13 protein-coding genes are annotated in these 13179 nt (G+C 71.1%); 10 read left to right on the top strand and 3 right to left on the bottom strand.

Annotated features, from left to right (window positions below; all coding sequences use genetic code 11):
* The first annotated feature begins 147 nt into the window (after positions 1-147).
* The 6 genes from ACIRVF_RS24815 to ACIRVF_RS24790 all read left to right on the top strand — a co-directional run bounded on the left by ACIRVF_RS24815 (position 148) and on the right by ACIRVF_RS24790 (position 6559).
* A complete protein-coding gene (locus tag ACIRVF_RS24815) occupies positions 148-1641 on the top strand; it encodes a hypothetical protein (RefSeq protein WP_402821693.1) in 1494 nt (497 codons plus the stop codon).
* Between the two features lie 435 nt (positions 1642-2076).
* Complete coding sequence (locus tag ACIRVF_RS24810) at positions 2077-3231, top strand: ParA family protein (RefSeq protein ID WP_402821690.1); 1155 nt, start codon at positions 2077-2079, stop codon at positions 3229-3231.
* Positions 3228-4430, top strand: coding sequence for a ParB/RepB/Spo0J family partition protein (locus ACIRVF_RS24805; RefSeq protein ID WP_402821687.1), 1203 nt, complete (start codon positions 3228-3230; stop codon positions 4428-4430). The genes ACIRVF_RS24810 and ACIRVF_RS24805 overlap by 4 nt, the downstream gene beginning before the upstream one ends.
* A gap of 294 nt (positions 4431-4724) precedes the next feature.
* Complete coding sequence (locus ACIRVF_RS24800; RefSeq protein ID WP_402821684.1) at positions 4725-5357, top strand: TetR/AcrR family transcriptional regulator; 633 nt, start codon at positions 4725-4727, stop codon at positions 5355-5357.
* Complete coding sequence (locus ACIRVF_RS24795; RefSeq protein ID WP_402821681.1) at positions 5347-5964, top strand: hypothetical protein; 618 nt, start codon at positions 5347-5349, stop codon at positions 5962-5964. Before ACIRVF_RS24800 ends, ACIRVF_RS24795 begins: the two co-directional genes overlap by 11 nt.
* Complete coding sequence (locus tag ACIRVF_RS24790; protein ID WP_402821678.1) at positions 5957-6559, top strand: GNAT family N-acetyltransferase; 603 nt, start codon at positions 5957-5959, stop codon at positions 6557-6559. Before ACIRVF_RS24795 ends, ACIRVF_RS24790 begins: the two co-directional genes overlap by 8 nt.
* Before the next feature lie 146 nt (positions 6560-6705).
* Here ACIRVF_RS24790 and ACIRVF_RS24785 read toward each other — a convergent pair whose 3' ends face one another.
* Both ACIRVF_RS24785 and ACIRVF_RS24780 read right to left on the bottom strand, forming a co-directional pair.
* Entirely contained in the window at positions 6706-7146 is a 441-nt protein-coding gene (locus tag ACIRVF_RS24785) for a hypothetical protein (protein ID WP_402821675.1), read from the bottom strand.
* A 146-nt stretch (positions 7147-7292) separates the two neighbouring features.
* Positions 7293-8243 (bottom strand): LysR family transcriptional regulator, encoded by a 951-nt coding sequence (locus tag ACIRVF_RS24780; protein ID WP_402821672.1) that lies wholly within the window; start codon positions 8241-8243, stop codon positions 7293-7295.
* A gap of 159 nt (positions 8244-8402) precedes the next feature.
* Between ACIRVF_RS24780 and ACIRVF_RS24775 the strand changes: the two genes are divergently transcribed.
* From ACIRVF_RS24775 to ACIRVF_RS24760, 4 genes are all read left to right on the top strand, one after another.
* Positions 8403-9098, top strand: coding sequence for a type 1 glutamine amidotransferase domain-containing protein (locus ACIRVF_RS24775; protein ID WP_402821669.1), 696 nt, complete (start codon positions 8403-8405; stop codon positions 9096-9098).
* A 5-nt stretch (positions 9099-9103) separates the two neighbouring features.
* On the top strand, positions 9104-9679 hold the full coding sequence (locus ACIRVF_RS24770) for a TetR/AcrR family transcriptional regulator (protein WP_402821667.1): 576 nt from the start codon (positions 9104-9106) through the stop codon (positions 9677-9679).
* Positions 9680-9720: 41 nt separating this feature from the next.
* Positions 9721-10734, top strand: coding sequence for an NADP-dependent oxidoreductase (locus tag ACIRVF_RS24765; protein WP_402821664.1), 1014 nt, complete (start codon positions 9721-9723; stop codon positions 10732-10734).
* A 193-nt stretch (positions 10735-10927) separates the two neighbouring features.
* Positions 10928-12241 carry an aldehyde dehydrogenase family protein gene (locus ACIRVF_RS24760; RefSeq protein ID WP_402821658.1) on the top strand — a complete coding sequence of 438 codons (1314 nt, stop codon included), beginning with the start codon at positions 10928-10930 and terminating at the stop codon, positions 12239-12241.
* Between the two features lie 211 nt (positions 12242-12452).
* Here ACIRVF_RS24760 and ACIRVF_RS24755 read toward each other — a convergent pair whose 3' ends face one another.
* Positions 12453-13028, bottom strand: a complete 576-nt coding sequence (locus tag ACIRVF_RS24755; RefSeq protein ID WP_402821655.1) for a restriction endonuclease — start codon at positions 13026-13028, stop codon at positions 12453-12455.
* Positions 13029-13179: the final 151 nt, after the last annotated feature.

Here is a 13179-nt window from a genome sequence, read left to right as displayed (position 1 = left end):
TCCGGGGGGGGTGCTCGGGGGGGGTTTGGGGGGGCGGCCGGCGGGGGGGGGGGGGGGGGGCCTCTATGTGGGGGGGTTTTGGGTGCGCCCCCCCAACACCCCCCCCCCCCCGAGGGGGTCTTCCCTTTGCCCAGCAGGGGTTGCACTGTGGTGGATGCGGATCCGGCGGACGGGGTGGGTGGATTGGGCGATCAGCGTGACACGCGGAATGAGATCAGCCACAGCACCATCCACGGCAACGTGTTCATGGGCGGCATCGTCTCCATGCTGGCGGGCCTGCGCCCGCGCCCTCGCCTGCTGATAGCCGTGGCATGCGCACTGGCACTCCTGGGCGCGGGCACGACGTACCTGGCGCTGCACGGAACGGACGGCAGCGAGCCGGAACTCAGTGCCCGCTACGACCCCGAGCACGGGGACGCCAACACAACCGCAGTCGTCCCGAAGACCGTCACGCCGACGGAGCTCCCCGTCGTCACCGACTGCGGCGCCGCCAGAACGTGGTCGCACGCGCAGGGCGGCACGGACGTGGGTGCCTCGCCGCTCTCGGTCTCGATGGTCGGCGCCGGCCACACCGTGGCGATCGAGCAGGTGCGGGCGACCGTTGTGGGCGAGCCCTCCGACCCGCTGCCCGGCACGGTCGTGGATTGCACCGGTCAGGGGGAAGGCAAGAAGATCGACATGGGCATCGACCTGGACGCCACCAATCCCATCGCGTTGATCGCGGCATCCGGGCCGGTGTCGTTCGCCCCGTACTTCACCGACAAGTACCTCTACCTGGAAAACCAGAAGCCCGAGATCATCAGCCTGACCGTGCTCGCGACCCGGCACAGCTACGACTACGTACTCACGGTCGAGGGCACTCTCGACGGCAAGCACCACACCTGGACGCTGAAGGACGGTGCCCGCCCGTTCCACATCTCCGGCGTACGGATGGAACGCGGCACCGTGCTGAACACCCATGGGAGGGGCTGGGAAACCGACTACCGCAGGGGCGCCGGTGAACGCATTCGCTGCAATCCGTGCTTCGACGAAGACGAGAAGGAGATCCCGGGCACCGCAGTCGCCGCCGCTCCGGTCGGCTTCACCTTCTCGTCCGCGCCCGGAGCCGATCCCACGGAGCCGCCGGCCCCGCCGGTGGAGCGCCCTGCCGCCACCCCGCCGCCGCTGACGACGGACCAGCGCGACGCGGAGTCCGTCGCGATCGCCTGGGCGGTCACCTCCGGCAGCTTCGACGTGTCCCACGGCGACACCGGGCCGGCGGCAGTTCTGAACAGGAGCCGCAGATATCTGACGCCCGAGCTGGCAGCCTCCGGCGGAGGATTGAACGCGTGCGCGGGGGACAGCGCGACCTGGCCGGCCGAGGTGTCCGTACGGCGGGGCTGGTCGGTGGTCATGGATGCGACCGTGAGCCCCCTGCAAGGCCACACCGACCCGCGCGAGCTCACCGGCGACCAAGTCGGACTGGAAGCCGGCATCACTTGTGCCTACGCGGCGGACAACGGCTGGCACCAGACACCCCGGGGCGGCGTCACCGCGCACCTTCAGCTCCACCGCCAGGCTGATGGCAGCTACCTGATCTCCGACATCACCAAGGTGGAGTACGGCGTCCCGGCACTCACCGACCCCACCCTGCAGCCCTGAAGGACCGGCCACAGGCCGTCCGATCCGTCGGACTCCGTTCCCTTCCCGGCAGCAGGCCGGACACCGCAGCCGGCAGGGGTTCGCCCAGCCCCCTCCGAGACGCCGTCAGGCCTGCCGGTTGGACGGGCCGCTCCGCGGAGCCGCCCGTGAAGGTTCCGCGCCTCCTGTCGGGAGCGCGGCCTTCGGCGTTTCGCTTCCGGATGTTGTCCGCGGACAACATCCCCCTGGGCCGGACGCCGTCCCCGTTCGTGTTGTCCGCGGACAACACAGATGTCCGGGGGGCGTCCTGCAGCGGGTTGATCCGGTCGGTAGCGGCCGATGTTGTCCGCGGACAACATCGGCCCGGCACAGGTAGACCGTGGAATCGGATGGAAAGTCTGAATTGCCCCGTGTCATGGGGGCTGACATGAGGCCAGAGGTTAGTAAACTCCCCCCATGACCGCACCCTCCATGCCCGATGACCGCGACAAGGTAGTTACCAAACTCCCTCAACAGTTGCGCCGGGAGCTGAAGATCCGCGCCGCCACCGTCGGCATCCCCATCCAGGACGCTGTCACCCAGGGCATCCAGGCATGGCGGGAGGCCACCCACCCGCTCGACCTGATCGACACCGCCCGCTCCGACTCGTTCTCCACCTACGTGCCCTCAGCGCTCTACAAGGGCTTCCGCGAGGACTGCTCGGGCCGTGGACTTCCGTACAACCAGGGCCTCGCCCAGGCGATTCGGCTGTGGCTGGACGCCAACCCCCTCCCCCACCCCAGCCGCCCGCAGACCGGAGCCCGACGCGTGGCCTTCGGCAACCAGAAGGGCGGCGTCGGCAAGACGGCCATGTCCGCGGGAGTCGGTCAGGCCCTCGCGGAGATGGGCTACCGGGTCTGCCTGGTCGACTTCGACCCCCAGGGCCACCTCACCAAGCAGTTCGGCCACGACCACCTCCCCATCAAGGGCGACAGCCTCGTCAAGAACATGTGCGGCGAACGCCAGGCCGACCTGCGCGACCTGCTCATCGAGATCCCGGGCGAGTCGTTCGGAAATCGCCTGCACCTCCTGCCGGCCTGCACCGACGGCTTCCTCCTCGATGCCAAGCTCGTCTCCTCGCGGGAGATCCGCGTCAAGGAGACCGCACTTGAGAAGGCCCTCACCGCCGTCGAGCGCGAGTTCGACTTCGTGATCGTCGACTGCCCCCCGAGCCTCGGCTATGCGATGGACAACGCGATCTACTACGTGCGCACCCGTGAGGGCGAGCCCGAGGGAAGCTCCGGGATCGTCATCCCGGTGCAGGCCGAGGACTCCTCCGCCGACGCCTACACCCTCCTGCGCGAGCAGATCGACTCCCTCTGCGACGACCTCGACATTCAGGTCCACGACCTGGGATTCGTCGTCAACCTCTATGACGTCCGCAAGGGGTACGTCGTGACCTCCTCTCTCGACGCCTGGAAGAGCCTCGGCCACCCGGAGGTGATCGCTGTCGTGAATGACCTGAAGGACCAGCGCGAGGCCGTGCGGATGAAGACGCCGCTGCTCGTGCACGCACCCGACAGCGACCAGGCCGAGGTCATGCGCGACATCGCGAGGAGGATCGCCCGATGAAGGCAGCCGACCGACTCGGGACCGGAGGCGCGTTCGGAGCCATCAGCCGCACACCCCGCAGCGAGCGGGGGCGAGCCAAGGCCCAGGCGGAAGGGTCGATCCCGGATTACGAGATCCAGCGGATCCCCCTGGCCAGGGTCGCCCTGTGCCCGATGAACCCCCGGCGCTACTACGGCACCGAGGAACAGCGCGAAGCACTCGGGCAGAGCCTGGCGAAGAAGCAGACCACGGCGTGTGTGGCGGTGACCCGCGCCGCCTACCTTGCCCTGTGGCCCAGTCATGTGCGCCTGATCAGTGAGGAAGCCGAGTTCGTCCTCCTCAACGGCGAGCGGCGGTGCCGTTCCGCCGCGCAGGTGGGGCTCGATGTCCTCGACTTCGTGGTCCGTGACGACCTGGCGACCAGCCCGGCCGACTTCATGGACTACCTCATGGCCGAGAACGAGGACCGCGAGGACTTCAACATCATCGAACGGGCCATGGGCCTCGAACAGCTCCTCAAGGCCTGTGACGGCAACGCCGCCGAGGTCGCCCGCCGCCGCGGCCGCGACCGATCCTGGGTGGGCAACCAGATCCTGCTCCTGACCCTCCCCTCTGCGATCCAGGACCGGCTGGCCGGCGGCGAGATGGCCGAGCGCTACGGCCGGCGCCTGGCCCGGGCCTACAAGGAGGACAAGTCGCTGACCACCGACGACCTCCTGGCCCTCGAAGAGCGGCTCAAGGAGGAGGAGCGCGCCAAGCGAATCGCCTCACGAGATGCTCTCAAGATGTTGTCCGCGGACAACACCCCTGCCTCGCTCGCACAGCCCGCTGTTGCTGAGCCGCCGCAGGCCTCCGTGTTGTCCGCGGACAACACGGAGCCGGCGAGCGCGTCGACGGGCAGCGAAGCCCCGGCAGTGGCGGCCGCATCGGAGCGGGAGGTGTTGTCCGCGGACAACACCAGGCAACCCGTGGCACGGCCGGACGGGCGGACTGGCGCACCGGTGCCGGCCAACCAGAAGCCTGCCGCTGGTCCTGTCGACTCTCAGCAGGCCCCGCTGCCGAGGCAGACGCCCGCCCAGGACCCAGTGCCTTCCCTGACCGCGCACCAGCTCGTACGAGCGCTCGGAGAAACCGTCGAAGAGCAAGCCGCGACCCTTCGCGCGGGGCTGGACACTGATGGGTTCCTCGCCCTGGTCGAAGCACTGCACTCGCACGTCTAGGCCTGTTTGATCGCCGTCCCGCACCGCTCTCGATGTTGTCCGCGGACAACATGTCGCCCAGCTGCGCGGCCCGTTCGGAACGATCCTCGGCATCGAGGGCCGTAGAACGCGCCCGGAGAGGCCCGGTGCCCCGCTGACCACCACGGTTCAGCGGGGCACCGGGCCTTCGGCATTCACCGGTCCAGGACGTGCAGGCTCTCCAGCTCGGTGGCGGGGGCCTACGCGCGCAGGGCCACCACTACAAACCAGTAGGGTGTACTAGCGGTACACCCTACTGGTGCGTATCATTCGTTCATGCCACTTCCTCGTTTCGCCCGCCTGCCCGCCGAACGCCGGGAGCACATCCTGCGAGTCGCGCGTCGGCACTTCGCCGAGCACGGCGCCGAAGGCGCCTCCTACAACAAGATCATCGAGGCGGCAGGCGTCTCCAAGACCGCCGCCTACCACTACTTCGACGGCCGGGAGGACCTGCTCACCGCGGTCCTCGACGGAGTCCTCGACCGACTGCTGGACGCCCTCGGACCCTGGGAGCCGGCCCGCGACGAGGAGGACTTCGGCGCCCGGTTCACCGCTGGATCCGCCGCCCTCGCCGCCCACCTGAAGAACCATCCCGAGGACCTGGCCCTCGCCGACGCTGCCATCGGGCGCAGCGACGCAAGCCCGTGGCTCGACTGGTTCGGCGCCCTGGTCACCGACGGCCGTCGGCTCGGGATGATCCGGACCGATGTGGACCACGCACTGATGGTGTCGGCGACCGCCGCCGTCGTCCGGGCCGCGGACGCCTGGGCCGTGGCCCTGATGACGAGCGGATCCCTCCAAGGCCTCCCGGAGGGTGACCCCCCGGACCAGCTGTGGAGCCTCCTGCGCGGACTGTGGGGTGCAGCGGCGACCGCGGCCCCCGGAGAGGAGCCGAACGATGCGCACTGACCTGAGGATCTCCTGGGAGATACCGGCCACCCCGTCCGGCCTCGCCGGCCGGCTGGAACGGTTCATGGGTCCGGGCAAGTCCCGCTCCGAGTCCGCGGTGGAGACCATCGGCCTCCTCGGCTGTGCCTTACTGCTGGCCGCCGGACTGTGGCGCTCGGGAGCCGCGCGCGACTGGTCGACCGGTCAACTCCTCGTGGTCGCCCTGGCCGGGCTCGACCTGATCGGCGGGGTCCTGACCAACGCCACCAACGCCGAGAAGCGTTGGTACCACCGGGCCGACCCCGCGGCGCGGCGCGCCCGGCTGCTGTTCGTCTCGGCGCACCTGATCCACCTCGCCGCGATGGGTCTGTACGTCCTCTCCGGCGACCTCGCCTGGACCTCGGCGAATGCCGCGCTGCTCCTCGGCGGGGCGGTGGCGGTGGAGTTCGTGCCCGTCCACCTCAAACGGCCCGTGGCGATGGCGGTGTTGATGGCAGCCGTCCTGGTCAACCTGTTCTGGCTGCCGGTGCCGGCCACCCTTGCCTGGTTCGCACCACTGTTCTTCCTCAAACTGCTCGTCTGCCACCTCGTGCCCGAGGCGCCGCTGGAGCGGGGTCGGGATGTCTGAGGACCTGGCTGCCGCGGCATCCCGCCGGATCGACACCGACCCCGACCCGGCCGCCTGCGCCGATCTGCTGGCCGCCGCGTTCGCCCGGGAGCCGGCCGTCTCCTGGATCTGCGGCGGCGCGCACCCCGCCCGCGCTCGCTGGTTCCGCGCCACCCTGCGCACCCACGCCGGCCTCGCCGGGGCCCGCCGTACGGCTCTGGTGGACACCGACGGACGGCTCCTGGCGGCAGCCGTCCTGACCCCGCCGGGCGCGACCCCGTCCGCCGGCGCCCGCGCGCTCTGGGCGGCCCGGACCCTGCTGGGCAGCGGGCCGCCCGCCCTCGGCCGGACCCTGCGCTATCTGCACGCCACCGAGGGCGGGGCCCCCGCGGGGGCCTGGACCCTGGAGTTCGTCGGAGTCCGCCCGGACCGCACCGGCCGTGGAGCGGGCCGCACCCTCCTGGACCACGTCCTGACGACGACGCCGGGAGCAGTTCACCTGACCACGGCGGACCCGGCGAACGTCCCCCTGTACCGCCACTTCGGCTTCACCACGCTCGACGAGACCCCGCTGGGGCCGCTGACCGTCACATCGATGGCCCGCGTACCGGGCTAGAGGACTCAGGAAGCCCAACGAGGAGTCCGGCGCCGCCGTGGACGGCGGGGCCGGACTCCTCGTTGGGCTTCCGCAGCGACCCGTCCGCTTCGAGATCGCCGACACCGTCCGCCCAGGCTTCCCCAGTCGGTCGTGCGGCCGTGCCTCTACCGATCGAGGAGCAGCACGTCGCGCAGTCCCTCGGCGAAGACGGGGTACACGTGCCGGTCGGTGCCGGAGCCCGGCATCTCAAGCTTCTTGAGCTGTCCCCCGACGATGTGGGAGACGAGTGGTACGGGCAGGGCGTCGGGCCAGAGGCCGGTCCGCTTGCCCTCGGTGAGCACGCGGCGGAAGGCGCCGGTGGATCCGCGCAGGTTCCGGCCGTTCGCCCTCAACGCCGCTGCGGCGCACTCGCCTCGGCCCTGGACGACCTGGAGCAGGATCTGCTGGGCCCGGGGTGGGAGCCGGTCGAAGTACGAACGGGCCCGCTCCGGCGTCCAGCGGTCGTCGGGCACCGTGGTCACGACGGCGGTCGGCATGGTGGCGAGGGCGAGCAGCTTCTCAAGGGCCTCGGGGGTCGGGTCCTCCACCGTGATCGTGATCTTCATGGCTGACACCTTGGCAGCCCAGGGCACTGAACACAAATAACCACACCAAACGCGTGTCAGATGAACTCAGCGGACGCCGCCCCGGGCCGCACACCAGCGAGGCGAACCCGCTCCGCCGACTTCGACGTCATCGGCTGCGGACGGGCTCAGGCGTCGTGGGCGGTGCGCAGGAGGTGGTCGCGGACCAGTGCGACATGGGGATTGGTGGACGATCCCGGGCGCTGGACCAGGAAGCCGGTGTTGATCGGCGGGTCGTCCGGGTCGTTGAGGAGGGTCAGGGTGCCTGAGGCCAGGTCGGCGGCGCACAGGTAGCGCGGCAGCACGCTGAATCCGGCGCCGCCGACGACGGCGTCCTTGACCGCCCTCAGGTCGGGCACGGTGACGCTCGGGCGGCAGGTCAAGCGCCTGCCGAAGACATGGCGCCAGTAGCGGCGGACGATCGGCAGGTCCTCGGCGTACGAGACGAGCGGCACTCCGTGCAGGGCCGCGGGTCCCTCGGTGGCGAGGGGCGATGCGATCCGTTCGGCCCATGAAGGTGCGGCGACCAGGACGAATTCCTCGTCGGCCAGCGGTACGGAGGCGAGCGCGCGGCCGCGTGGGCGCAGGGTGGCCACCACCAGGTCGTGCCGGCCCGCGCGCAGTCCGTCGAGCAGGTCGTCGGTGAGGCCGAAGGCGATGCGCAGGCGCACCCCCTTGTCGACGAGCGGGGCGAGCGTCGGCATCACGCAGTGGGTGAGGTACTCGGCGGGCCCCGCCAGGTGCACGGGCTCCGCGTCGCTCCCGCCGAAGAGGGCGCCGCCGCTGACCGGGCCGAGGGCGTCCAACGGCTCCATGACCCGCGCGGCCAGCTCGTCGGCGAACGGGGTCGGGGCGACGCCGCGGGACAGCCGCTCGAACAGCTCCCGGCCCAGCTGGCTCTCCAGGGAACGGATCTGCGTCGTCACTGTCGGTTGTGACAGACCCAACACGCGAGCGCCCGCGGTGAAGGCGCCGACGCGGTACACCGCGAGGAAGGTGCGCAGCAGATTCAGATCGAGGAGGCCGCTGCCCTGTGGCGACGGCATTCCCGGCTGGCCATTGGGATCCCTATCTCTCACATGTACGAGCCTATTGGATTCCGATGGGGAAGGGTTCTACCGTCGAGGACATCGCCGCACTGACGAACTGAGTGCGAAGTGTCAGTGCTTCGGAAACGTCAGCGGCGACGTCCCCGTCCCCGTCCCCTATCCGGGATCCGCACGCTCGGAGCACCCCTCATGTCGAAGATCCTCTTCGTCGTCACCGGCGCCGACCACTGGACGCTGGCCGACGGCACCAAGCACCCCACCGGCTTCTGGGCCGAGGAGGCCGTCGCTCCCTACCGGGCCTTCAAGGAGGCCGGTCACGAGATCGTGGTCGCCACGCCCGGCGGTGTCGTTCCCACCGTCGACAAGGGCAGCCTCGCCCCCGAGGTCAACGGCGGGCAGGAGAACGCCGACCGCATCGCCGACGCCCTGGCCGGCTTCAGCGAGCTGCAGTCGCCGATCAAGGTCGAAGACGTCAACCTCGACGACTACGCGGCCGTCTTCTACCCCGGCGGCCACGGCCCCATGGAGGACCTCGCGGTCAACGCCGACTCCGGCCGCCTCCTCACCCTCGCCCTGGAGTCCGGCCGGCCGCTCGGCGTGGTCTGCCACGCCCCGGCCGCGCTGCTGGCGGCCGTCAAGGCCGACGGCACCAACGCCTTCGCCGGCTACGACGTCGCCGCCTTCACCAACGCCGAGGAGACCCAGGCCGGCTTCGCCGACAAGGCGAAGTGGCTGCTCCAGGACCGCCTCACCGAGGCCGGCGTGAACGTCCGGGTCGGTGAGCCGTGGGTGCCGAACGTGGTCGTCGACCGCAACCTGGTCACCGGCCAGAACCCGGCCTCCTCCGCCCCGCTGGCCGTCGAACTGCTCAAGAAGCTGGCCTGACCCCGATGGGCACCGACCGGCTCGACGAGGTCCTCGACGCCACGTACGACTGCCTGACCAGGTACGGCGTGCGGCGCACCACGATGGACGACATCGCCACCACCATGGGCGTGTCCCGGTCCGCGGTCTACCAGTACGTGCGCAGCAAGGACGACGCCTTCCGGCGGCTCGCCGGGCGCCTGCACGAGCAGGCGCTCGTGCGGGCCCGCCGGGCGGCGGCCGACACCGGCCTTCCGTACGCCGCCCGGGTCCGGGGCGTCCTCGCCGCCAAACTCGAACTCGTCCTCGCCCTGTCCGGCGACTCCCCGCACACGGCCGAGCTCCTCGACGACAAGGCCCGCCTCTTCGGCGGGATATGTTCCGACTTCACCGCCGAGCTGCGCCACCTGCTCACCGGACTCTTCGCCGAGGCGGGCACCGTCGAAGGGGTCGAGCCCGCCAGGGCCGCGGACATCTGCATCGCGCTCGTGGTCGGTCTGGAGAACGCGACGGACGCGCACCGCCTGCTGCCCCTGGGATCCGATGCCCTCGTGGCCGGTCTGCTGGGCGTACCCGTCTCCACCGTGGCCGCGGGCAACTGACCTCCCCGCCTCCCGCACACTGCACTACCCCTAGGATCGTCATGTCTTCTTCCAGCCGTGAATGGCGCCTCGTCGCCCGCCCCGTCGGCGAGCCCAAGGACTCGGACGTCGCGTTCGAGACGACCACCGTGCCCGACCCGGGCCCCGGCCAGGTCGTCGTCCGCAACGACTACCTCTCCGTCGACCCCTACATGCGCGGGCGGATGAACGAAGGCGAGTCCTACATCCCGCAGTTCGAGCTGGGCGAGGCCATGACCGGCTCGGCCGTCGGCACCGTCGTCGCCTCGCAGGCCCCCGAGGTCCCGGTCGGCGCGACCGTCACCCATTTCCTCGGCTGGCGCGAGTACGCCCTGCTGGGTGCCGCCGACGTTCAGCTCGTCGACCCGGGCCTCGCCCCCGCCCAGGCCTACCTGGGCGTCCTCGGCACCACCGGCCTGACCGCCTGGGCCAGCCTCAAGGAGGTCGCCCCGGTCAAGGAGGGCGATGTCGTCTTCGTCTCCGGTGCCGCGGGCGCCGTCGGTTCCATCGCCGGGCAGTTCGCCCGCAAGCTCGGCGCCTCGCTCGTCATCGGCTCGGCCGGCGGCCCGGTCAAGGCGAAGCGGCTGACCGAGGACTTCGGCTACGACGTCGGTCTGGACTACCGCGCGGGCGACATCGCCGGGCAACTCGCGGCCGCCGCTCCGAACGGCATCGACGTCTACCTCGACAACGTCGGAGGCGACCACCTCGACGCCGCACTCCGGACCATGAACCTGCGCGGCCGCGTCGCCCTGGTCGGCGCCATCTCGATGTACAACGCCACCGAGCTGCCCGCGGGCCCGCCGCACCTGCCGCTCGCCATCGGCAAGCGCATCAACCTGCGCGGCATGAACGTCAGCGACCACTTCCACCTCGTGCCGGACTTCGCCCGGCAGGTCGGCGGCTGGCTCAAGGACGGCTCGCTCGTCACCGACGAGACCGTCATCGACGGCATCGAGAACGCCTTCGAGGCCTTCCAGGCCATGATGCGCGGCGCCAACACCGGCAAGATGCTCGTCCGCCTCCCCCAGGCCTGACCTCGCCCAGGCCTGACCTCGCCCAGGCCTGAACCCGACCGGCCTGAACCCGACCGGCCTGAACCCGACCAGCACAGAACCCGTCCGGCACACCCCCCGGAGGATCCGCCGTGTTCAGCCGGGTCGGGTCCGCCAACCACAGCACTGACCGGCCGGCCGGCGCCCGCCGACCAGCACCAGGAGTACCACCGCCATGTCTCACACCGAAGCCGTCGTCGCGTCGCTGCGGGCCACGTTCCGCTCCGGCAGGACCAAGCCGCTCGCCTGGCGCCGCGCTCAACTGATCGCCCTGCGCGCCCTGTTCACCGACAACCGCGACGCCATCGCCGACGCCCTGTACGCCGATCTGCGCAAGCCGCGCGCCGAGGCGTACGCCGCCGAGGTCGACTTCCCGATCCGCGAGATCGACCACACCCTCGCCCACCTGGAGGAGTGGCTGGCCCCCGAGCCGCTCGGCGCCCGGTCCCTGGCCGGGCTGCCGGAGGGCACGACCGCCGGAACCCACTACGAACCGCTGGGCACCGTCCTCGTCATCGCCCCCTGGAACTACCCGGTCCAGCTGTCGCTCGTCCCCGTCGCCGGGGCGCTCGCCTCCGGCAACACCGTCCTCCTCAAGCCGAGCGAACTCGCGCCCGCCACCTCGGCGTTGATGGCCCGCCTGGTACCGGAGTACCTCGACCGGGACGCGGTGGCCGTCGTCGAGGGCGCGGTGCCCGAGACCACCGAGCTGCTCGCCCAGCGCTTCGACCACATCTTCTACACGGGCAACGGCACCGTCGGCCGCATCGTCATGCGCGCGGCGGCCGAGCACCTCACGCCCGTCACGCTCGAACTGGGCGGGAAGTCCCCGGTATTCGTCGAGGCCGACATCGACATCGACACGGTCGCGACCCGCCTGGCCGACGCCAAGTTCCGCAACGCCGGCCAGACATGCGTCGCCCCCGACTACGTCCTGACCGACCCGGCCACCGCCCAGCGCCTGGCAGTCGCACTCGGCGAGGCCACCGAGCGCCTGTTCGGCAGCGACCCGCAGACCTCGGACGCGTACGGACGCCTGGTCAACCAGCGCCACTTCGACCGGGTCGCCGCCCTCCTCGACTCCGGCACCCTCGCCGTCGGCGGCGCGACCGACCGCGACGACCTCTACATCGCCCCCACCGTCCTGACCGGAGTGAAGGCCGAGGACCCGGTCATGCGGGAGGAGATCTTCGGTCCCGTCCTGCCGATCGTCGAGGTCGCGGACCTGGACGAGGCCATCGCCTTCATCAACGACCGCGACAAGCCGCTGGCCCTGTACGGCTTCACCGGCAACGAGACCACGCGCGCCCGCCTCGCCGCCGAGACATCCTCCGGAGGCCTCGGATTCGGCCTGCCCATGGCACACCTCCGGGTACCCGACCTGCCCTTCGGCGGCGTCGGTGAGTCCGGCCTCGGCAACTACCACGGCCCCCACTCCATCGCCACGTTCAGCCACCGCCGCGCCCGCCTCGACGTGCCGTTGAACTGACCCCTTCCTCCTCCCGCCGCACCGCCCCGCTCGTGGACCCCCACAGCGGGGCGCCCGCGTTCATCCGACGGTCTCCCGCCCACCTCCCACGCTCCGCACCCCCGGGCACGGAACACCGTCATGCCGCCTCAACGTGCTGCCCCTCGTTCCCGTCTCGTCGAAGGTCGCTTGCCATCTGGCGCTCAGGTGTCCGGACCTGTTCGGCACGGGTTCAGGACCAGGGCGGAACGCCCGTGCCCTCCGCCCACAGGGCGAGTGCCCGCCGGTCCACCGCCCTGATGCCGACCTGGGCACAGAAGGCGGCCGCGGCCTTGGTGAACGAGCTGGTGGTCACCACGGCGGCCAGGTCGCAGCGGTGGACGTCGCGGTAGGTGCCGTTGACCCGCTGGACGTCCTGCGAGCCGACGAAGGTCCGCGGGCCGTACCGCTTGGCCTGGATCAGGATCCGCCGGCCGGTGGGCGTGGTGGCCAGCACGTCCGCCGCCAGGTCCCCGGCTCCGCCGACCACCGAGACCTTCGTGCAGCCGTCCCGTCGGCACAGGTCCGCCAGGGCGTGCTCGAACGCCTTCGGGCTCATCGTCAGGAACGGCCCGATGTGCCGCAGCTGCGCCGCCCGTACGTCCAGTTCCCGCCGCCGCGCCCGTACCCGCGAACGCAGCACGGCCACACCCGCCCCCGCGCCCACCACCAGCAGGCCGACCACCAGCACCAGGTGCTGAACCAGCCAGTGCACCACCACCGACAGCACCGCGAGGCCGACCACCGCGGCGAGCCCCACGAGCAGCATGTTGTCCCCGGCCCGCCGCGCCCAGCGGGCGGCACTGCGCGACCGACGCCGCCGAACAGGCCTGCGCGCCACGGCATTCCCCCTCACACCCCGGTGTCCGTGCGAGCGTAGAAGCCCCCGCCACCCAACCGCCGCCCCACCGCGCCGAGTT

Source organism: Kitasatospora sp. NPDC101157 (genome assembly GCF_044768255.1).
In the GTDB taxonomy this organism is placed as follows: domain Bacteria; phylum Actinomycetota; class Actinomycetes; order Streptomycetales; family Streptomycetaceae; genus Kitasatospora.
The sequence above is the reverse complement of the archived record's forward strand: the minus strand, read 5'-3'. Positions and strand labels throughout refer to the sequence as shown.

Excerpts from the sequence above, each read along its gene's own strand:
- ACIRVF_RS24795 (WP_402821681.1), top strand. The coding sequence starts at position 5,347 with ATGCGCACTGACCTGAGGATCTCCTGGGAGATACCGGCCACCCCGTCC.
- ACIRVF_RS24805 (WP_402821687.1), top strand. The coding sequence starts at position 3,228 with ATGAAGGCAGCCGACCGACTCGGGACCGGAGGCGCGTTCGGAGCCATC.
- ACIRVF_RS24790 (WP_402821678.1), top strand. The coding sequence starts at position 5,957 with ATGTCTGAGGACCTGGCTGCCGCGGCATCCCGCCGGATCGACACCGAC.
- ACIRVF_RS24800 (WP_402821684.1), top strand. The coding sequence starts at position 4,725 with ATGCCACTTCCTCGTTTCGCCCGCCTGCCCGCCGAACGCCGGGAGCAC.
- ACIRVF_RS24785 (WP_402821675.1), bottom strand. The coding sequence starts at position 7,146 with ATGAAGATCACGATCACGGTGGAGGACCCGACCCCCGAGGCCCTTGAG.
- ACIRVF_RS24810 (WP_402821690.1), top strand. The coding sequence starts at position 2,077 with ATGACCGCACCCTCCATGCCCGATGACCGCGACAAGGTAGTTACCAAA.
- ACIRVF_RS24775 (WP_402821669.1), top strand. The coding sequence starts at position 8,403 with ATGTCGAAGATCCTCTTCGTCGTCACCGGCGCCGACCACTGGACGCTG.
- ACIRVF_RS24760 (WP_402821658.1), top strand. The coding sequence starts at position 10,928 with ATGTCTCACACCGAAGCCGTCGTCGCGTCGCTGCGGGCCACGTTCCGC.
- ACIRVF_RS24765 (WP_402821664.1), top strand. The coding sequence starts at position 9,721 with ATGTCTTCTTCCAGCCGTGAATGGCGCCTCGTCGCCCGCCCCGTCGGC.
- ACIRVF_RS24755 (WP_402821655.1), bottom strand. The coding sequence starts at position 13,028 with ATGCTGCTCGTGGGGCTCGCCGCGGTGGTCGGCCTCGCGGTGCTGTCG.
- ACIRVF_RS24770 (WP_402821667.1), top strand. The coding sequence starts at position 9,104 with ATGGGCACCGACCGGCTCGACGAGGTCCTCGACGCCACGTACGACTGC.